Raw genomic sequence first — 19,482 nt, 5'->3', positions numbered from 1 at the left:
GGGTGGCACGCTCCGCAACGCGCGAGGGTCAGGTTGAGCGAAGTGGTGGAAAACGGGATAGCCGTCACGCGCGAGCGGTCGCGTTCCGATGGCCTGCTCGGCTGGGTCCCGGCGATCGCGGTCGGCTATGCAACGATCCTCATGCCCCTTCTCGTGTTCCGCACGGCGCCCGCCGTCGATGACCCGGCGACGGCTGCGGCGTCGAGCTCCAACCTCCTGAACCAGGTCTTCTGGCTCCTCCTTCTCGGCTCGATCGCGGTGGCCTTCCGTCACCGGCTCGCGCGGCTGGAGGAGGCCCTGAAACAGCCGCTCGTGGTGATCGTCGGCCTCTATATGGTGCTCGCCTTCGCCAGTATCCTCTGGTCGCCGGTGCCATCCATCGCGTTCCGCCGGGCCACGCTGCAGTTCATCGTGGTCGCCGCCCTCGTGCTCCCGGCCTTCCTCGTGGAGGATCGCAGGGCCCAGATCGACCGCCTCATGGCGGTCTTCTTCGTCACCATCGCCCTCAATCTCGTCGCCGTGCTGCTGCTGCCGGCGGGCAGGCTCGGCCATCAGGGCATCTACACGCACAAGAACGAACTCGGCCTCATCGTCGCCTACGGGTTCATCTTTTGCCTTTATGGCATGATGCGGCTCGGCGGCCTCGGCCGGTTCGTCGCGGCCGGCCTGGCGGCGGCCGCCGTGCTGGAACTCGTCGTCAGCAAGTCCAAGACCTCGCTCGGCCTTGCGCTCCTCATCCCGCTCCTTGCCCTCGCGGTGGTGGCGGCCAGCCGGTTCCTGCGCATCAACGCGCTGTTTCCGCTTTTCTTCGGCCTGCTCGCCTGCCTCTTCGTCGGCCTGTTCGTCACCAACCTGGTGGATTTCAGCTTCGCCGATCTCTCCATGCTGCTCTTTGACGACACGACCTTCACCGGACGCACCATCATCTGGGATTTCCTCGGCGACGTGATCAGCCGCAGGCCGGTGCTCGGGCAGGGCTACGGTTCGTTCTGGGATATCGGCCCGGGATCGATCGTTCTGACCGAAGCCCCGGGTTTCGTCGCCGTCCTGTTGCAAGGGCACAACGGCTATGTCGATGTCACGGTGGAGCTCGGCCTGGCGGGGCTGCTGGTGCTGGTCGCCTTCCTTGCCTGCGTTCTCTACAATGTCTGCCGTGCGCCCAACGACCGGCGCTCCGGTATCGCGGAAGCCTGGCTCTTCATGTCGATCGTGATCGTCACCCTGTGCCACAACCTTCTGGAGAGCAGCTGGTTTCGCGGTTATTCCGTCGTGTGGATGCTCTTTCTGCTCGTGGGCGCTTGGGCGCAGGCCGGCCGCCGGGGCGAGGGGGAGCCGCCGGTCCGGATTTTGAAGCTTCGTTAACCATAATGAATTAAGTCAGGAAGAAATTCGCGCGTGCGCCGCCGGAACGGCGTGGTGCGGCATAACCTCAACCGAGCGGGTCGATGACGAACGCCTCCATTGAAAACCGAGACGGCGACGGGATGATCGACCCCTGGGCGATTGCGCGCAAACTGTATCAGCGCCTGCCCGTCATCGCGCTCGTCGCGATCCTCGCCGTGGGGCTGACGGCCGCCTATGTCTTCACCGTCCCGCCGATCTACACGGCCTGGACGCGGATCGTCGTGGATCCGAGCAGCCGCAAGCCTTTCGAGGACGCCAACGCGCCTTCGCTGGTCGGAAGCGAGGCGCTCGGCCTCGACACCCAGCTCCTGATCGTCTCGTCCGCCGCGGTGCTGGAGCCCGTGGTGACCGAGTACAAGCTCGTCGAGGACCCCGAATTCGCGAAGGAGGCGGCTGCGGACACGCCCGAGCGGCGCGTGGGCAAGGTCACGGAAGCGCTTGCAAAAGCCATGACCGTCTCGCGCGAGGGCGCGACCTACATCATCTCGATCGGGGTCAAATCGCAAAGCGCGCAGAAATCCGCCGACCTCTCGCAGGCCGTGGCAAAATCCTACCTGCGCGAACAGCAGCAGTTCCAGTTGAATTCCTCCCGGCAGCTTGCGGAGCAGATCGACAGCCGCCTGATCGGCCTGCGCGAGCGCGTGCGGGAGGCGGAGGAAAAGGTGCAGCAGTTTCGCGCCGAAAAGCGGCTGCAAAGCGCGGTGGACGGAACCCTGCTCGTCGGCCAGGAACTCGGCGGCCTGAACACGCAGCTCGTCGAGGCCCGCAGTGCGCTTGCCAGCGCCACGGCGGCCAATGAGGAGATCCAGCGCTACTTCAAGCGGGAGGTGGCACCGACGGCCCTCGGCGAGGTCGTCAATTCTCCGCGTGTCACGCAGTTGCTCGAGGAATATTCCCGCGCCGTGCGCAGCGAGGCGTCGCTTGCCGCGGCGCTGTTGCCGCAACATCCCTCGCTGCTGCGGGCCAAGGCCGAGGTGGCCCGTATCTCGTCGCTGGTCCGCAGCGAGATCCAGGCGATCGGCGAGGGCAAGAAGGTGGAGCTGGACGTCGCCCGCCAGCGCGTCGCCAATCTCGAGCGCCAGATGGAAACGCTGCGGACATCCTCCAATGTCAGCGATCAGGACCTGATCGTCCTGCGGGAGCTGGAGACGGAGGCGAAATCCACCCGTGCGGTCTATGAGAACGTGCTGGGCCGGGCGAAGGAGGTGGCCAATCTGGAGCAGATCACCATGCCTGTCGCCCGTATCATCAGTCAGGCGCAGCCGCCCGAATATCCGTCCTGGCCGCGAAAGAAGATCCTGCTCGCTCTGGCCGGATTCGTCGGCTGTGCGCTGGGCGTCCTGCTGGTCGTGGTCGCTGAAGTCTGGCGCCAGCTTCGCGTCCGGTATTCGGCGCCCGCCCCGGTAGTCGACAGCGAGGTTCCTGCCAGCGAAAGCGCGGCGGCGGACGATCTCAAGCCCGCGGACGTGTTCCAGGCGGTCCCGAGGCGGCGCATCGTCTATTCCGGTTCTCCAAAGGTATCGACCGGCCATCCCAAGCGTTAGCCCAGGCCCTCCAGCCGGCCTGCCCTATTCGCGTTCACATTGTCGTCATCAGCCGGATAAACCCCGGCTGTGCTGGCCGGGTTTACGCTTTCAGAAGGTATCGCCTCTAGAACCGTCTTGTATGGAACCGGTTGCCAATACAGGACATGTTGAAGCTTCGCGCCATAGATGAGGGCCGGCTGGAGGCCGCCGCGAAACTTCTGGTGAAGGGGTTTCCTTCCCGTTCGCTCGCCTTCTGGCAGCACGGGCTGCGCAGGCTGGCCGCCCACAACAGGACCATGGGCCAGCCTTCGGTCGGCACCTTCCTGATGGCGGAGGAAAGGCCCGTCGGCATTCTGCTGACCATCCCCCGGCACGATACGCTGACGGGGCGCCGGATCGTCAATCTCTCGAGCTGGTATGTGGAGGAAAGTCACCGCTGGTCCGCCGTGCGCCTGATCGTCGCGGCGCTCGCGGACAAGCAGGCGATCTACACGGACCTGACGCCGACCGACGTGGCCGCCGATGTCAACGCTCGCCTCGGCTTTCGCTCGTTCGATATCAAGGTGCTTCTCCTTGCCCTGCCGTGGACTGCCATCGTCGGCCGGAAGCGCGACAGGCTCGTCCCGTTCGAGGCGGTGCCGCCCGGCGCCATCGCCGAGGCGCTGATGCCGGATATGCGCAAGCACCGCGATCTCGGCTGCATCGTGACGACGATCGAGGCCGGCGGACGCTATCATCCGGTGGTCCTCGACGTGACCGTGCGCAAGCGCGTTCCCCTCGCGCGCGTCGTCTTTGCCGAAAGCATGGACCTCGTCGCCAACAACCTGGCCGCGCTTGCGCGCCTGCTGGTTCTGCGCGGCGTGCCCTTGCTGGCGCTGCAGGTGGAAAAGGACAGGCACATCCCGCACGCCTGGGTCTGGAAACGTGGCCTTTGTTACCAGGTCAAGGGCGAATGGGACGAGCGGGTCATCAACGAGCTCTATTCCGAACGCGTGCTGCTGAAGGTCTGAAGCGTTACGACCTTCCGGCTTCGCTTCCCGCACGTCGACTCTTTGTTTTTCGCAGGCCGCTATCGCAAAACCACTGCACTTTTGCGCGGCGCGCTCCAGCCGCCTATAGCTCTTCCAGCGTATCGCCGAAGCGCTCGATGCCGCGCAGGCGCGTGCGGCCGGCAGCGCCGGCGCGTTCGATGGCGCGCGTCGTGATCAGGTGGCAGACCGCCATGACCGAGACGTGGTTGAACAGCGGCCCGGGCGCCAGCGTCTGACATCGGAAGTGCCAGGTGGCGCTCGCCCGGTGGGTGACGCCTTCGTCCGTCAGGTAGAGCAGCTTCGCGCCGCTCTTCTCGATCGCCGACAGGATCGTCTCCATCTGCGCCACGCGGCGGCGCAGGCCGAAGACGATCGCCACGTCCCGGTCGGTCACGCTGACGAGATGTTCGCCGAGCGTTTGGCCCGCACCGGGAATGGCGACGATGTTCTCCACCACCTGCGTCATCTGCCATTGCAGGTATTCGGCAAAGGCGTGGCTGCTGCGAAAGCCCAGCACCCAGGTCTTGCGTGCGCCAAGGATCGCGTCGGCGATCGCATCCACCTGCGCGTCGGTGATCGTGGAAAACGTGCCTTCGAGATTGGCGATGCCCTGCGCGACATGGGCGCCGACGGATTGGGCGCCGGCGGCATCCGAGGAGGTGGACAGGAACAGGCGCGAGCCGGTCTCCCGCTCGTCGCGCGCATGGCGGCGCGCCTCCTCGTAGCTCTCATAGCCGAGGCGGCGGACGAAACGCGTCACGGTTGCATTGGAGACCTGCGCGAGCTTGGCCAGTTCCGAGGCGGAATAGCTGGCGAGCTCGCCGGGGAAGTCGCAGACGAATTCGCCGAGCCGCCGTTCGGCCGGGTGCAGGCCATCGAGCGCGTCACGCACGCGAAACAGGAACGAACGATCCGTAGAGCTCATCTGAGCCATCCCTTTCACTTCGAAATCAAGCTTGTAACGCACTTGCCGGACTTCGCAAGAATGCCGTGCGGGATGCGGCGCAAAGTTTCTTGAAAAACAGATTTCATATGTGTATTATAAGAAAATTGATTTTCATGCTGATGCCAAGAGGAGGAGACTATGGCAGCAGAAGGTATGGTGCAGTCCGGCACGTCATCGCCGGCCATCCGGCAACTGGAGGGCGCGCTCACCCGCATCGGGGTGACGCGCGCGCACAAGCAGATCATCGCGCTGGTGCTGATCGGCTGCCTGTTCGACAGTTTCGAACAGAACACGATCGGCGTGTCCGGCCCGCTCCTGAGGGAGCACTGGGGCCTGACGGGCACGGATATCGGCCTCCTGAACACGATCACGTTCGGCAGTGCGGCCATCGGCCGGCTGCTTTCGGGCATCCTCGGCGACCGCTACGGCCGCCGTGTCATGCTGACCGTCAACCTGCTGCTGTTCTCGCTGGGTTCGGCGGCCTGCGCGCTGGCGCCGGACTTCATGTTCCTGTGCATCGCCCGCGCCATTGTCGGCTTCGGCGTCGGCGGCGAGATTTCCACCGCCGTCACCATGCTGTCGGAATTCTGCTCGCCGAAGTTCCGCGGAACGGCGGCCGGGCTCGTCAATGTCGGCGCGGGCGGTTTCGGCAACTTCCTTGCCCCCGTCTACGGCCTGATGATCTTCAGCATCTTCCCGGGCGAGGACAGCTGGCGCTGGCTCTTCGCCTCGCTGGCGCTGCCGGCGCTGCTGGTCGTCTTCTATCGTCGCTACGTGCCGGAAACGCCGCGTTTCCTTGCCGCGCAGGGCCGGATCGACGAGGCGAACAAGGTGCTCTCGGTGCTGGAATCCGGCTCGCTCCGGCCGAAGAACCTCGTGGTGCGCGAATATCTCTCGAAGGAGAACGAACAGGATGCGCCCCGCGCCAAGGGCGCCTGGAAGGAGCTGTTCCGCGCGCCGTTCCTCGGCCGCATCGTGCCGGTGTCCATCGCCATCCTGATGAGCTACGGCGCGCAGCTTTCCGTCCTGACGCTGATGCCGGTCATCTTCGTCTCGATGGGCTACACGCTGCAGGGCAGCCTGCTCTACAGCATGATCATCCAGAGCGGCAGCGTGCTCGGCGCCATCGCGGCCTCGATGTTCGGCTACTACTTCCCGCGCAAGCGCGTCCTGACCGTCGGTGCCATCTGCGCCTGCCTTGCCGCGCTCGCCATCATGTATCTCGGCACCACCATCCATCTGGTGCTGTTCTTCGGCGCGCTCTTCCAGTTCTTCGTGCTTCTCTTGAACACGTCGATCTGGATCTATGCGCCGGAACTCTTCCCGACCCGCATCCGCGCCTTCGGTGTCGCCTTCATCCTGGCGACGGGTTCGGCCGCCGGGTCCTTCGTGCCGACCATTTCGGGTGCCCTGTTCGACAGCTACGGCATGGGCGGCGTGTTCGGCCTTGCCGCGGCCATGTACGCCATCTTCGCCATCTGCATCCGCCTCGGGCCGGAAACCTACGGCATGTCGATGGAAGACATCACGCAGCGGGCGGACACCGCCACGGCAAGCGACAACCTCGTCGCAGAGCCCGCCAAAGCAGGAGCTTGAAGAGAGCATGACCCCGCATATCCTGTTGATCAATCCCAACAGCTCCGAGGCCACAAGCGAGATGATGCACGCCATCGCGCTGGCCTCCGCGGCGGGGCGGCTGGTGGTGAAGACCGTCACCGCGCGCCGCGCCCCGGGCATGATCGTCACCCCCGGGCAGCTGGCCGCCTCCGCCGCCGAAGTGGTGGAGCTCGGCACCGCGCACGGGCGGGATTGCGCGGGGATCATCGTCAGCGCCTTCGGCGATCCCGGCCTTGCCGAGCTTCGCCGCAAGGTCGCCGTCCCCGTGGTCGGCATCTGCGAGGCCTCGATGATCGAGGCCTCGCAGGGCGGCCGCGCCTTTTCCGTCGCCACTTCGACGCCCGACCTGGTCGAGGCCATCGACCAGCGGGCGCACGATCTCGGCCTTGCCCATCTCTACCGGGGCATCCGCTGCACCGAGGGCGACCCCGTCGCCCTTGCCGCCGATCCGGCGCTTCTCAGCGAGTCGCTGGCCGGGGCGGTACGGGCCTGCATCGAGGAGGACGGCGCCGAAGCCGTCATCATCGGCGGCGGCCCGCTCGGCCAGGCGGCCGAAAAGCTCCGCCCGCGCTTCGACCAGCCCGTGCTCGGGCCGATCCCCTCGGCGGTGGAACGCATCATCGGACTCATCGGCAAGGCCGGCGACGCGCCGCAGGCGATGGAAAGCTGAATCCATTCCAGCAAAATTGCACAGCGGTTTTGCGTCCGGAATTGCGTTGAACCCTAGACCTCGACCGGCCGGGCATGCTCGGCCTTCGTACCGAAAACCCGGCGATACCGCTCGATTTCGGCGGGATCGCCGGTTGCTTTCAGGGGATTGTCCGAAAGCTTGACCGCCGGCCGGCCATTGGCGCTCGTCACCTTGCAGACGAGCGAGATCGGGTCGAGCCCCGTCCCGCCATCCGGATCGCAGCCGCGGAAATCGTTGGTGAGGTTGGTGCCCCAGCCGAAGCTCATGCGCACGCGGCCGTGGAAGTGCCGGTACGTTTCCTCGATCGTGTCGACATCCATGCCGTCGGAGAAGATCAGCAGCTTTTCCCGCGGATCGCGGCCCTTGTCCTGCCACCAGCGGATGATCTGCTCGCCGCCGGCGATCGGCGGGGCGCTATCCGGGCGGAAACCGGTCCAGTCCGCCACCCAGTCCGGCGCCTCGGCGAGGAAGGCGGTGGTGCCGAAGGCGTCGGGCAGGGCGATGAGGAGATTGCCGTTATAATGCTGCCGCCATTCCTCCAGCACCTGGTAGGGCGCGGCGGCGAGCGCCGTATCGCCCTCGGCCAGCGCGGCGGCGACCATCGGCAGCTCGTGCGCGTTGGTGCCGATCGCCTCGAGATCGGCATCCATGGCGAGCAGCACGTTGGAGGTGCCGATGAAGCGCTCGCCGAGCCCTTCCTTCAGCGCTTCCACGCACCAGCGCTGCCAGAGGAAACCATGCCGGCGGCGGGTGCCGAAATCGGAGATGACGAGATCCGGCAGGTGCCGCAGCCGCTCCACCTTCTCCCACAGGCGGGCCTTGGCGCGGGCATAGAGCACGTCGAGCGCAAAAAGCCCCTTGTCGCGCATTGCCGCGCGCGATTTCAGCTCGTTGATGATGACGAGCGCCGGAATCTCCCACATGGTGGTGTGCGTCCACGGTCCCTCGAAATGCAGCTCATACTGCCCGTCCACCTTGCGCAGATCGTAGTCGGGCAGGCGGAAGGCGGCGAGCCAGGCGATGAAATCCGGCCCGAACATGCGCGCCTTGCCGTAAAAACTGTTGCCTGCCAGCCAGATCAGTTCCTTCTTGGTGAAACGCAGGCTGCGGGCATGGTCGAGTTGCGCCCGCAGTTCCTCCTCGTCGATGATCTCGGCGAGTCGCACGGTCTTCGTCCGGTTGATCAGCGAGAAGGTCGCCTCGACATCCGGATGCAGGTGGCGGATCATCTGCAGCATCAGCAGCTTGTAGAAATCCGTGTCGAGCAGGCTGCGCACGATGGGATCGAGCCGGAAATTGTGGTCGTAGGTGCGGGTCGCGAAATCGGTGACGGCCATCCGGCTCCTCCTGAACGATGCTGGACACGGGTATAGCCCACCCGCGACCTCCTCGGAAAGCGCCTGTCGTTTGGCGGGCCGAACCTGATGGTGTCGCTGCCGATGTGCGGGGAGGGGATCACACCCCGTCTGCAACGCATGATTGGTGGCAGGGGCATCTTGTGCTTGGTGCTTGATAGGGCGGTCCAAAACGTGATTGCGCGATGTCGGGCGGAGGACGCGTTGCCGAAGACGTTTGGCATCATCGCATCCGCACGATCCTGCCGGCAACGCCCGGCGTCGGGCTGTGCTTCCGGCATGTTTTCGGTTCCTTCGGCATTCTTGGCTGCACGTTCTGCGTTTATGGTTAGCGGAGCTTTTACGGCGCCCGGACGCACCATTTCGAAACACCCGGATCTGTCCGCAATGCCTTGAGAAACCGGGCTTATTCTCGCCTTGTTCATGAAGCGCCGCAATGGCACGTCCCGTCTCGATCCATGCATCTCGCCGGCTTCACGAAATCTTATCCATGTCCTTTCAGTCGATCTTATCAACCGTCGGTTATGCCTCTTCGGAACGATAAGCCAAGAGCCCGCTGTCCGGCCGGCATTGAAAACGACGGAGAAGACCATGAAGCAGAAGATTCGTGATATCCTGACGAAACACGGCGGCCTGCCGACGCCGGTCGACCAGCTCGCGGATGATGCCGATCTCTACGCGGCCGGTCTCTCCTCCTTCGCCTCCGTGCAGGTGATGCTCGGCATCGAGGATGCCTTCGACGTCGAATTCCCCGACAATCTGCTGAATCGCAAGTCCTTCCAGAGCATCGACGCGATCACGCGGGCGGTGGCCGGCCTTGTCGGCAATGCGGAGGCGGCCGAATGACCGTCACCGTCGGGAAGGGGCTCGCGGAGCGCGCCGAGCGCGTCTCCGCCGTGGCCGCAGCGCATGCCGACGACGTGGACGCCAAGGGCCGCTTCCCGCGGGAGGCCGTCGAGGCGATGATCGCCGAACGGCTGCTCTCCATCCAGGTGCCCGTCGCGCTCGGCGGCGAGGATGCTTCGATCTCGGAGATCGCCGAGGTCTGTTCGGTGCTCGGCCAGGCCTGCTCGGCCGCCGCCATGGTCTTCGCCATGCACCACATCAAGCTGTCGAGCCTCGTCTCGCACGGCGCCGGCGATGCCTGGCACAGCGCCTTCATGCGCCGCATTTGCGACGAGCAGCTTCTCCTTGCCTCCGCGACGACCGAGGGCGGCATCGGCGGGAACCTGCGCAACAGCATCTGCGCCATCGAGATCGACGGCGACACCTGCCGCCTCACCAAGGACGCGACCGTCATCTCCTACGGCGCGCATGCAGACGCGATCCTCATCACCTCGCGTGCCCATGCGGACGCCGCCTCGACCGACCAGGTCATGACCGTCTTCACCAGGGACCAGTACACGCTGGAGCAGACCCATGTATGGGACACACTCGGCATGCGCGGCACCTGCTCGGACGGCTGGCTCTTCAAGGGGGAGGCGCCGAAGGCGCAGATCCTGCCCAAGCCGTTCGCCGAGATCGCCGCGCAGTCGATGCTCGCAACCTCGCACCTTCTCTGGAGCGCCGTCTGGTACGGCATCGCCGTCAACGCCGTCGCCCGCGCGCAGGCCTTCGTCCGCGCCGCCGCCCGCAAGAGCCCCGGCGTGACGCCGCCCGGCGCGCTGCGTCTTGCGGAGGCCTCCAACCTTCTCCAGCTCGTGAAATCCAACACGATCGCCGGCCTCAAGGAATACGAAGCCGCCAAGGCGGATCCGGACCGGCTCTCCTCCATGGGCTTCGCCGTCGCGATGAACAATGTGAAGATCGCCTCCTCCGAGACGATCCTCGCGATCATCAACCAGGCCATGCTGATCTGCGGCATCATGGGCTACAAGAACGGCACGCCCTTCAGCCTCGGCCGGCACCTGCGCGACGCGCATTCCGCCCAGCTGATGATCTCCAACGACCGCATCCTCGGCAACACGTCGAACCTCCTGCTTGTGCACAAGCAGGACACCAGCCTGATCGGGTGACACCATGGATATGCAGACTTCTCTTCTCGACCGGCTCTTCGATTCGGGCCTGCTCATCGATACCGGCGTCGAAGGCCTCTATGGCCGCAGCGGGGCCTTCGAGGACGTCATCGCCCGCTTCGAGCGGCTGATCGACGCCTATGGCGGCGCCGACGGCGCGGAAGCGATGCGCTTTCCGCCGGGCATGAACCGTGCGCATTTCGAGACCTCCGGCTACATGAAGAGCTTTCCGCAGCTCGCCGGCACCGTGCACAGCTTCTGCGGCGGCGAACTCGACCATATGAGCCTCCTGCAATGCATGGAGGTCGGCGGCGACTGGACGAAGGACCAGAAGGCGACCGACATCGTGCTGACGCCGGCCGCGTGCTATCCGCTCTATCCGACGATCGCCAAGCGCGGCCGCCTGCCGGCCAAGGGCGGGCTCTACGATCTCCAGTCCTACTGCTTCCGCCATGAGCCCTCGAACGACCCGGCCCGTCAGCAGCTCTTCCGCATGCGCGAATATGTCTGCATGGGCACGCAGGAACATGTGACGACCTTCCGCCAGACCTGGATGGACCGTGGCCTCGAAATGATGGAAAAGGTCGGCCTCGATGTCACGATCGACGTGGCCAACGACCCGTTCTTCGGCCGCGCCGGCCGCATGCTCGCCAACAACCAGCGCGACCAGAACCTCAAGTTCGAGCTGCTCATTCCGGTGACCTCGGCCGCCAAGCCGACCGCCTGCATGAGCTTCAACTACCATCAGGACGCCTTCGGCGCGAAATGGGGCCTCAATCTCGAGAACGGCGACGTCGCGCACACCGCCTGCGTCGGCTTCGGCCTGGAGCGCATCGCGCTCGCCCTCTTCGCCCGCCACGGCCTCGACATCGCCGCCTGGCCGGAAGCCGTCCGCAAGACGCTCGGATATCGGGACTGAGCATGGCCGCCGTCTTCCCCGGGGCCGACCCCGAGACCTGGCGGCCGCACGCGCTGCACGACGCGGAGCGCATGTGGCCGGAGACGAATTGCTACGTCGACCTCTGGATCGAGGTGCTGAACGCCTTCGGCGCCGCACCCGAGGCGATGCTCGGCTTCTCCCTGACCCAGGATTTCGAGAGCGACCAGTTCACCTTCTTCAAGGTCCCGCTGGAAGACCTCGAAAGCCTGTACGGCATCCGCTGCACGGAACTCGCCATCTTCGACAGGGTTGAGACCCATGTCGCAACGCAGATCGCGCGCGGCCGCCTCTGCCTCGTCGAGATGGACAGCTTTTACATGCCGGACACCCGCGGCGTCGCCTATGGCCAGGAGCATGGCAAGACGACGGTGGCGATCAACCGGCTGGACCCTGAAGGAAAGCGGCTCGATTATTTCCACAATGCCGGCTTCTTCCGGCTGGAGGGGGAAGACTTCGACGGCCTGTTCCATCTCAATGACGGCCCCGACGACCTGCCTTTCCTGCCCTATGCGGAATTCGCCAAGTTCCCGGAAAAGCGGCCGGACGAAATCCATCTGCGCCGCGAGGCGAAACGCCTGCTTGCCGCGCATTTCGCCCGCCGCCCGGCGGAAAACCCGGTGGCCGCCTTCGCGACGCTCTTTCCGAGCCAGGTGGAAGCGGTGGCCGATCGTCCCTTCGGTTTCTTCCACAAATATGCCTTCAACACGCTGCGCCAGCTCGGCGCCAATTTCGAGCTTGCCGGCAGCCATCTCGACTGGATCGCCCCGGACGGCAGGCTCGCGGAGGCCGCCGATGCCGCCCGGAAAATCTCCGAGACGGCGAAGTCCGTGCAGTTCCAGCTCGCCCGCGCCGTGACGCGCCGCAGGTTCGATCCGCTGGCGAGCGCGCTCGATCCGGCTGTCGAGGCCTGGGACCGGCTGATGGCAACACTCGCCGCCCGCATCGGCTGATGGAGGACCGGATGCCTGCGATCGGAAGGCCCCTCTCCGGCGGCTGGCGCATGGTGCTGACGCCGGCCGGCGCCGCCGCGGACCCGGCGGCGCTCGAAAGCCTTTCCGGTTTCATCGAGGCTCCCGTGCCGGGCACGGTCGCCGGGGCGCTGGAGCGCGCCGGCCGCTTCGACCGCACGGCGCCTGACCCGCTCGACCATCTCGATGCCTGGTACGTGCTCGACCTCGCCGGCGAGGCGCCGGGCGACGCCGTGCTGCATTTCGACGGTCTCGCCACGATCGCCGAAGTCTGGTGGAACGGCGCGCTCGTCCTGTCCTCCGACAGCATGTTCGTGCGCCACAACCTCCCTGTCATGCTCGCCGGCAACGACCGCCTCGCGCTCTGCTTCCGCGCGCTGAAGCCGCATCTGGAGAAACGCGGTCCGCGTGCGCGCTGGCGGCCGCAGATGATCACGCCGCAGGGCCTGCGCCTCGTGCGCACCACCCTGCTCGGCCGCATGCCGGGCTGGTGCCCCGAAGTCCACGCCGCCGGCCCCTGGCGGCCCGTCCGCCTCTCGCGGCCCATGCCGGCCTTGCCGGGCGACGTCCAGCTGGCCGCCCGCCTCGACGAAGACGGCGCCGGCCGGCTCGATGTGCGTTTTTCTCTCGACGGAACGGCTCCGCCCATCCTCGAATGCGCCGGGGTCACCGCCGTGGCCGTGCCCGACGGCGAGGGCCGGTTCCGCGCAAGCCTTGCCATTCCCCGTGTCGAGGCCTGGTGGCCGCGCAGTCATGGCCGGCCGGCGCTGCATGAGGTGGCCTTGATTGCGGGCGGACAGCGCCATGCGGTCGGCCGCACCGGCTTCCGCCGCATCACGATCGATCGTGGCGCGGATGGCCGGGATTTCGCGCTCTCCGTCAACGGCGTGAAGATTTTCTGCCGCGGTGCGGTGTGGACCAGTGCCGACATCGTCGACCTGCCGGGCGATCGCGCACGATACGCGCCGCTGTTGCGGCTGGCGGCCGAGGCTGGCATGAACATGCTGCGCATCGGCGGCACCATGGCTTATGAGACGCCGGATTTCTTCGCGCTTTGCGACGAACTCGGCCTGATGGTCTGGCAGGATTTCCAGTTCGCCAATTTCGATTACCCGGTGAGCGATCCGGCCTTTGCCGACAAGGTGCGGAAGGAAGCCGTCCAGTTCCTCGAGGCGACAGCCGCCTCGCCGTCGCTTGCCGTTCTGTGCGGCGGCAGCGAGATCGACCAGCAGGCGGCGATGCTCGGCCTGCCGGAAGCGGCCTGGGCCGGGCCGCTGACCCGGGAGATCCTGCCCTCCGTCGCCGCGGCCTGTCGGCCCGATGTGCCTTATGTGGAGAACTCCCCGGGCGGCGGCGCCATGCCCTTCTCGCCGAATGCCGGCGTCACGCACTACTATGGCGTCGGCGCCTATTGCCGGCCTCTGGAGGACGCGCGCCGCGCGGCGGTCCGTTTTTCCGCCGAAAGCCTCGCCTTCGCCAATGTGCCGGAACAGGCGACGCTCGACGCACACCTGCCGGTGCCCGCCGTGCATGACCCGCGCTGGAAAGCCCGTGTGCCGAGAGATCGCGGCGCCTCCTGGGATTTCGAGGATGTGCGCGATCACTATCTCGGCCTGCTCTACGGCCTTGAACCGGCGCGGCTGCGCCGCGAGAATCCGGCCCGTTACCTCGATCTTTCGCGCGCCGTCGTCGGCGAGGTGATGGAGGCGACCTTTGCCGAATGGCGCCGCGCGGAAAGCCCATGCAACGGCGCGCTGGTCTGGACCTTCCAGGATCTCCTGCCCGGCGCCGGCTGGGGCATCGTCGACGCGACGGGCCTGCCGAAATCCGTCTGGCACGCGCTGCGCCGCGCCTTCCGGCCATTGCAGATCACGCTCAGCGACGAAGGCACGAACGGGCTCGACATACACGTGCTGAACGACGGGCCGGACGAACGGCAGCTGGTGCTGGAGCTTTCCTGCCTGCGCCACGGCCGGCAGCCGGTCGTCTCCGGCCGCAGGGAGATGACGCTTTCCCCGCATTCCGCCGAGACGCTGCCGGCAACCGCGCTCTTCGGCGCCTTCCTCGACACGACCTACGCCTTCCGCTTCGGCCCGCCATCCCATGACGTGACGGTCGGACGGCTCGTCGATGCGGGCGGGACCACCGTCGCGGAAGCCTTCCATTTTCCCCGCGGCCGCGCGGAGGCGATCTCTCCCGCCGTCCTGACGGCAGTCCTCCGGCAGGATGCGGAAGGCTGGCTGCTCGACCTCTCGGCCGACCGCTTCGCCCAGTCGGTCGCCATCGAGATCGACGGCTTCCTGCCGGCCGACAACTGGTTCCATCTGGCGCCGGGCGGCGTGAGAAGCGTCCGTCTTCTGCCTTGCGCCGGCACCGACCCCCTGGCGCGGCCGAACGGCACTGTCCGCGGCATCGGCGCCGAGGCCGTCATATCCATCTGAGCCTTCGAACGGGCGGCCGTTCCTGCTGCGCGCCCGCGCCAAGGCTATCGCGACCGGCATGCCGATCGAATCATTCTTGGTTTCTATGAAGTGCATTTCATATATCTATTTGCGAAATGCATCGGCTTGCCGGCATATTTTCCTTGAGGGCGTCATTGCTCCGGCGGTGATCCTGCACCAACAAGGGGAACAATCATGTTGAAGACCATCCTGTCCTATGCCGTGGCCACGGGCCTTGCCTTTTCCGTTCTCGGGACGCCGCTTGCCGCGAGCGCCGACGATCTCGAGACCATCAAGGCCGCGGGCGAATTCAAGTTCGCCAACAGCGGCGCCTATCCGCCCTTCAGCTTCGTCGACGACAGCAACCAGACAGTCGGCTTCGACGTCGATATCGGCAACGAGATCGCCAAGCGCCTTGGCGTGAAGGGCGCCGGCGTCAGTACCGCCTGGGACGGCATCATCGCCGGCCTGCTTGCCGGCAAGTACGATTCCGTCATCGGCAGCATGACCATCACCCCGGAGCGCGAAAAGGCCGTCGATTTCGTCGGTCCCTATTACAAGTCGGGCCGCGGCGTCTTCGTCACCGAGGGGTCCGAGATCAGGTCGATCGACGACCTCAAGGACAAGACCATCGGCGTGACGCTCGGCGAGACCCACGAGAAATGGGCGCGCGAGCGCGGCGGCTGGGAGATCCGCACCTACAAGGGCCTGCCGGAACTCTTCCTCGAATTGAAGGCCGGCCGCATCCAGGCGATGATCGTCGATGCCGTGCCGGTGTCAATCGCCGTCAAGGAGACGGGCGAGAAGGTCGCCAAGCTCGACGTGCCGGAATTCGCCGGGACCGAGGACAAGATCGGCATCGCCATCCGCAAGGGCAATCCGGAGCTGAAGGCCGCCATGCAGAAGGCGCTCGACGACATGATGGCCGACGGCACCTACGAGGCCATCGCCATGAAGTGGGTCGGCGCGGACATCCGCTGATCTCTCCCCGCCCATGAAAGGGCCGGCCCGGCAGGAGACTGCCGGCCGGCTGACCGATCGTCGAGGATCCGGCAATGGATATCGCACTCATCGGCCGCATTTTCCCAGTCTTCGTCCAGGCGGCCTGGACGACCGTCGAGCTCTCACTGCTGTCGCTTACCCTCGGCCTTGCCGTGGCGGCGCTTGTCGCTATGCTCCGCCTCTCGCATGTCGCGGCCCTGCGCTTTGCCGGCGCGGCCTATGTCAGCGTCTTTCGCGGCACGCCGGCGCTCATCCAGATCTTCCTGCTCTATTTCGGCGGACCGCAGGTCGGCATCCAGCTCGACCCCTTCGCCGCGGGCGCCATCGCGCTCGGCCTCAACATCGCGGCCTATATGGCCGAGTCGATCCGCGGCGGCGTGCTCTCGGTCGATCGCGGGCAGATGGAGGCGGCGCGCTCGCTCGGTTTCGGCGAGGGCCAGTCCATGCGCTGGATCGTGCTGCCGCAGGCCGCCAAGCTGATGATCCGCCCGCTCGGCGTCAATGCCGTGGCGCTGGTCAAGGGCACGGCGCTCGTCGCCACCATCTCGGTGGTGGAGCTCACCTATACGGCGCAGCGCTTCATCGGCTCCACCTACAAGCCGTTCGAGATCTTCGCGGTGACGGCGGTGCTCTACATGATCATGGTCTACGGCCTGACGCTCCTCGTCGACCGTCTCGACCGCGCCTATGCCGGGGAGGCGTGAAGATGCAGGGTCTCGATTTCAGCATCGTCCCCGAATACTGGCCGCTGATCGGCAAGGGCCTGTGGTGGACCGTCGTCATCTCCACCGCCTCCGCCGTGCTCAGCGTTCTCGCCGGCATCGGCTTTGCCCTTCTCGTGCTCTATGCTTCGCCGGTCGTGCGCTATCCGGTGCGCCTCTTCATGTGGCTCTTCATGGGCACGCCGCTGCTCCTGCAGCTCTTCCTCATCTATTTCGGCCTCGTGCAGATCGGCATCGACATTCCGGCCATCTGGTCGGGCATCGTCGCCCTCAGCCTGCATTTCGCCGTCTACAATGCCGACATCTTTCGCGCCGGTATCGCCTCGCTCGACAGGGGGCAGACGGAGGCGGCGCGCTCGCTCGGCTTCGGCGCCTGGCGGACGCGGATCTACATCGTCGTGCCGCAGGCAGTGCGCAATACGGTGCCCGCCGTCGGCAACATGATGATCGCGCTCCTGAAGCAATCCTCCATCGTCTCGATGATCGGCATCGCCGAACTGGTGCACAGCGCCCAGCTCGTCATCAGCGAGACCTACCGGCCCTTCGAATTCTACCTGACGGCCGCCGCCCTCTATTATGGTCTCAATCTCATCCTCGAAGCGGTCCTCAGGGGGATCGAACGGAAAGTGGAGCTTTCGCGATGAACGATACCCGTCCGATGATCGAGGTGCGCGGCGCCAGAAAGTTCTTCGGGCCGCTGGAGGTGCTGAAGGGCATCGATTTCAGCGTGGCGCGCGGCCAGATCGTCGCGGTCATCGGCCCGAGCGGTTCGGGCAAGAGCACGCTGCTGCGCTCGATCAACCATCTCGAAACGCTCGACGGCGGCGAGGTATGGCTCGATGGCGTGCAGGTAAATCAAAAGCTTGACCGCCGTTTCTTCGAGCGGCACATCAACGGCGTGCGCCAGCAGATGGGCATGGTGTTCCAGCACTTCAACCTCTTCCCGCACCTGAGCGTCGCGGAAAACATCACCATCGCCCCGATCAAGCTGAAGGGCATGGCGAAGGCCGAGGCGCGGGCGCTCGCCCTGAAGATGCTCGACAAGGTGGGCCTTGCCGACAAGATCGACGCCTTCCCGGCGCGCCTTTCGGGCGGGCAGAAGCAGCGCGTTGCGATCGCGCGGGCGCTCGCCATGCAGCCGAAGGTCATGCTCTTCGACGAGGCGACCTCGGCGCTTGACCCGGAGCTGGTGGACGAGGTCAACCTCGTCATGAAGCAGCTTGCGAGCGAGCACATGACCATGGTCATCGTCACGCACGAGATGCGTTTTGCCGCCGAAGTCGCCGACCGGGTGATCTTCATGGCAGACGGCGCCGTGGTGGAGGAGGGCAGCCCGGCCGAGCTCTTCCGCAATCCGAAGCAGGAGCGCACCCGCAGCTTCCTGAAGAAATTCCTCAACGGCTAGGATTTCCCGGCCGCTGAAAACCGCATCCTCCTGTCATGGATCGATCATGAGCCAGCACCTGACCGCGACGGGCGAACGCCCGGCATCCCACCTCTTCTACCAGTCCCGCATGCGTCGGCCGCTCGCCGACCGGGCAGAGGGCATCTACATCTGGGACGAACATGGCCGGAAGGTCATCGACGGGTCCAGCGGGGCGATGGTCGTCAATATCGGCCATTCCAACCGCAACGTGCTCGACGCCATGAAGCGCCAGATGGACAAGGCGACCTTCGCCTACCGCCTGCATTTCGAGAACCAGCCGGCGGAAGACCTGGCACGCCGCCTTTCCGGCTACATGCCGGAGGGCCTCGACCGGGTGTTCTTCGTTTCCGGCGGCTCGGAGGCGGTGGAATCCTGCCTGAAGCTCGCCCGGCAATGGGCGCTCGCCACCGACCAGCCGGAGCGCTGGAAGGTGATCTCGCGCTTCCCCTCCTATCACGGCTCGACCCTCGGCGCGCTCGCCGTCACCGGTTATGACGCGCTGAAGAAACCCTTCCTGCCGATGCTGCGCGACATGCCGCACATCAAGGCACCCACCGCCTATCTCGACCGCGACAACTTCTCGATGGAGGAGCGCGGCATCCGCTATGCCGACATGCTGGAGGAGAAGATCCTGGAGGAGGGGGCGGAAAGCGTGCTCGCCTTCATCATGGAGCCGATCGGCGGCGCTTCCACCGGTGCGCTCGTCGCGCCCGACAGCTACTATCCGCGCATCCGCGAGATCTGTGACAAGTACGGCATCCTGCTGGTCCACGACGAGGTGATGAGCGGGGCCGGCCGCACCGGCCGCTATCTCGGCGGCGACCATTGGAATTGCCGGCCCGATATCGTCGCCCTCTCCAAGGGCCTCGGCGCCGGCTATTGCCCGCTCGGCGCGATGATCGCCCATTCGCGGCTGGTGAAGCCGGTGCTCGACCGCGGCGGCTTCGCCCATGGCTACACCTATGCCGGCAACCCGCTTGCCTGCGCCGCCGGCCTTGCCGTGCTCGAAGAGATCGAGCGGCAGGATCTGCTCGGCAACGCCACCCGCATCGGCGCGCTTCTGAAGGCCGAACTGGAGGGCCTTGCCGAACGCTACCCGTTCATCGGCGACGTGCGCGGCAAGGGCCTGCTGCTCGCGGCCGAATTCGTCTCCGACCGCAAGACCATGACGCCGTTGCCCAAGGCATTGGAGGCGCACCAGCGCGTCGTCGACATCGCCTATGAGCGCGGCCTCATCATCTATTCGCGCCGCACGCGCGGCGGCGTCGAGGGCGACCATTTCCTCGTCTGCCCGCCGATGATCACCACCGAGGCTCAGGTCGGCGAGATCGTGACGATCCTCGATGCGACGCTGGCGCAGCTTGCCGGCGAGCTTTCGCTGCCGGTCGGCAGATAGGA

17 protein-coding genes are annotated in these 19,482 nt (G+C 65.9%); 15 read left to right on the top strand and 2 right to left on the bottom strand.

Going from position 1 to position 19,482, the window contains the following annotated elements; all coding sequences use genetic code 11:
* Positions 1–42 precede the first annotated feature (42 nt).
* The 3 genes from AABF56_RS26530 to AABF56_RS26520 all read left to right on the top strand — a co-directional run bounded on the left by AABF56_RS26530 (position 43) and on the right by AABF56_RS26520 (position 3,940).
* Positions 43–1,362 (top strand): O-antigen ligase family protein, encoded by a 1,320-nt coding sequence (locus AABF56_RS26530; RefSeq protein ID WP_336314400.1) that lies wholly within the window; start codon positions 43–45, stop codon positions 1,360–1,362.
* Between the two features lie 83 nt (positions 1,363–1,445).
* The gene (locus tag AABF56_RS26525) at positions 1,446–2,948 is read left to right on the top strand and encodes a GumC family protein (protein WP_272808077.1); all 1,503 of its coding nucleotides are present in this window, start codon (positions 1,446–1,448) and stop codon (positions 2,946–2,948) included.
* A 146-nt stretch (positions 2,949–3,094) separates the two neighbouring features.
* Entirely contained in the window at positions 3,095–3,940 is an 846-nt protein-coding gene (locus AABF56_RS26520; protein ID WP_244766088.1) for a hypothetical protein, read from the top strand.
* A 103-nt stretch (positions 3,941–4,043) separates the two neighbouring features.
* Here the strand turns inward: AABF56_RS26520 and AABF56_RS26515 are convergent, their stop codons facing one another.
* Complete coding sequence (locus AABF56_RS26515) at positions 4,044–4,886, bottom strand: MurR/RpiR family transcriptional regulator (protein WP_272808078.1); 843 nt, start codon at positions 4,884–4,886, stop codon at positions 4,044–4,046.
* A gap of 159 nt (positions 4,887–5,045) precedes the next feature.
* Here AABF56_RS26515 and AABF56_RS26510 point away from each other — a divergent pair, with 159 nt between their 5' ends.
* On the top strand, positions 5,046–6,503 hold the full coding sequence (locus AABF56_RS26510) for an MFS transporter (protein ID WP_272808079.1): 1,458 nt from the start codon (positions 5,046–5,048) through the stop codon (positions 6,501–6,503).
* Positions 6,504–6,510: 7 nt separating this feature from the next.
* Positions 6,511–7,194 (top strand): aspartate/glutamate racemase family protein, encoded by a 684-nt coding sequence (locus AABF56_RS26505; protein ID WP_272808080.1) that lies wholly within the window; start codon positions 6,511–6,513, stop codon positions 7,192–7,194.
* Positions 7,195–7,247: 53 nt separating this feature from the next.
* On the opposite strand, the gene pncB is transcribed toward AABF56_RS26505, so the two are convergent.
* Entirely contained in the window at positions 7,248–8,552 is a 1,305-nt protein-coding gene (gene pncB / locus AABF56_RS26500) for a nicotinate phosphoribosyltransferase (RefSeq protein WP_272808081.1), read from the bottom strand.
* A 609-nt stretch (positions 8,553–9,161) separates the two neighbouring features.
* Between pncB and AABF56_RS26495 the strand changes: the two genes are divergently transcribed.
* From AABF56_RS26495 to AABF56_RS26450, 10 genes are all read left to right on the top strand, one after another.
* Entirely contained in the window at positions 9,162–9,416 is a 255-nt protein-coding gene (locus AABF56_RS26495) for an acyl carrier protein (RefSeq protein ID WP_244766093.1), read from the top strand.
* Positions 9,413–10,585: an acyl-CoA dehydrogenase family protein gene (locus AABF56_RS26490; protein WP_244766094.1), complete on the top strand. Its 1,173-nt coding sequence runs from the start codon at positions 9,413–9,415 to the stop codon at positions 10,583–10,585. Before AABF56_RS26495 ends, AABF56_RS26490 begins: the two co-directional genes overlap by 4 nt.
* Before the next feature lie 4 nt (positions 10,586–10,589).
* Positions 10,590–11,504 (top strand): amino acid--[acyl-carrier-protein] ligase, encoded by a 915-nt coding sequence (locus AABF56_RS26485; RefSeq protein WP_244766095.1) that lies wholly within the window; start codon positions 10,590–10,592, stop codon positions 11,502–11,504.
* A 2-nt stretch (positions 11,505–11,506) separates the two neighbouring features.
* Positions 11,507–12,475 (top strand): DUF1839 family protein, encoded by a 969-nt coding sequence (locus AABF56_RS26480; RefSeq protein ID WP_272808082.1) that lies wholly within the window; start codon positions 11,507–11,509, stop codon positions 12,473–12,475.
* Positions 12,475–14,934 (top strand): glycoside hydrolase family 2 protein, encoded by a 2,460-nt coding sequence (locus AABF56_RS26475; protein WP_272808083.1) that lies wholly within the window; start codon positions 12,475–12,477, stop codon positions 14,932–14,934. Before AABF56_RS26480 ends, AABF56_RS26475 begins: the two co-directional genes overlap by 1 nt.
* Positions 14,935–15,132: 198 nt before the next feature.
* A complete protein-coding gene (locus AABF56_RS26470) occupies positions 15,133–15,915 on the top strand; it encodes an ABC transporter substrate-binding protein (protein ID WP_443021190.1) in 783 nt (260 codons plus the stop codon).
* A gap of 74 nt (positions 15,916–15,989) precedes the next feature.
* Positions 15,990–16,640: an amino acid ABC transporter permease gene (locus AABF56_RS26465; RefSeq protein ID WP_272808085.1), complete on the top strand. Its 651-nt coding sequence runs from the start codon at positions 15,990–15,992 to the stop codon at positions 16,638–16,640.
* 2 nt (positions 16,641–16,642) lie between these two features.
* Positions 16,643–17,302, top strand: coding sequence for an amino acid ABC transporter permease (locus AABF56_RS26460; RefSeq protein WP_272808086.1), 660 nt, complete (start codon positions 16,643–16,645; stop codon positions 17,300–17,302).
* Positions 17,303–17,316: 14 nt separating this feature from the next.
* The gene (locus tag AABF56_RS26455; protein ID WP_445190518.1) at positions 17,317–18,063 is read left to right on the top strand and encodes an amino acid ABC transporter ATP-binding protein; all 747 of its coding nucleotides are present in this window, start codon (positions 17,317–17,319) and stop codon (positions 18,061–18,063) included.
* A 46-nt stretch (positions 18,064–18,109) separates the two neighbouring features.
* Positions 18,110–19,480, top strand: a complete 1,371-nt coding sequence (locus AABF56_RS26450) for an aminotransferase family protein (RefSeq protein ID WP_272808088.1) — start codon at positions 18,110–18,112, stop codon at positions 19,478–19,480.
* Positions 19,481–19,482 lie beyond the last annotated feature (2 nt).

The sequence above is a fragment of the Shinella sp. WSC3-e genome (assembly GCF_945994535.1).
Taxonomy (GTDB): domain Bacteria; phylum Pseudomonadota; class Alphaproteobacteria; order Rhizobiales; family Rhizobiaceae; genus Shinella; species Shinella yambaruensis.
This window is presented reverse-complemented; position numbering and strand designations above follow the sequence as displayed.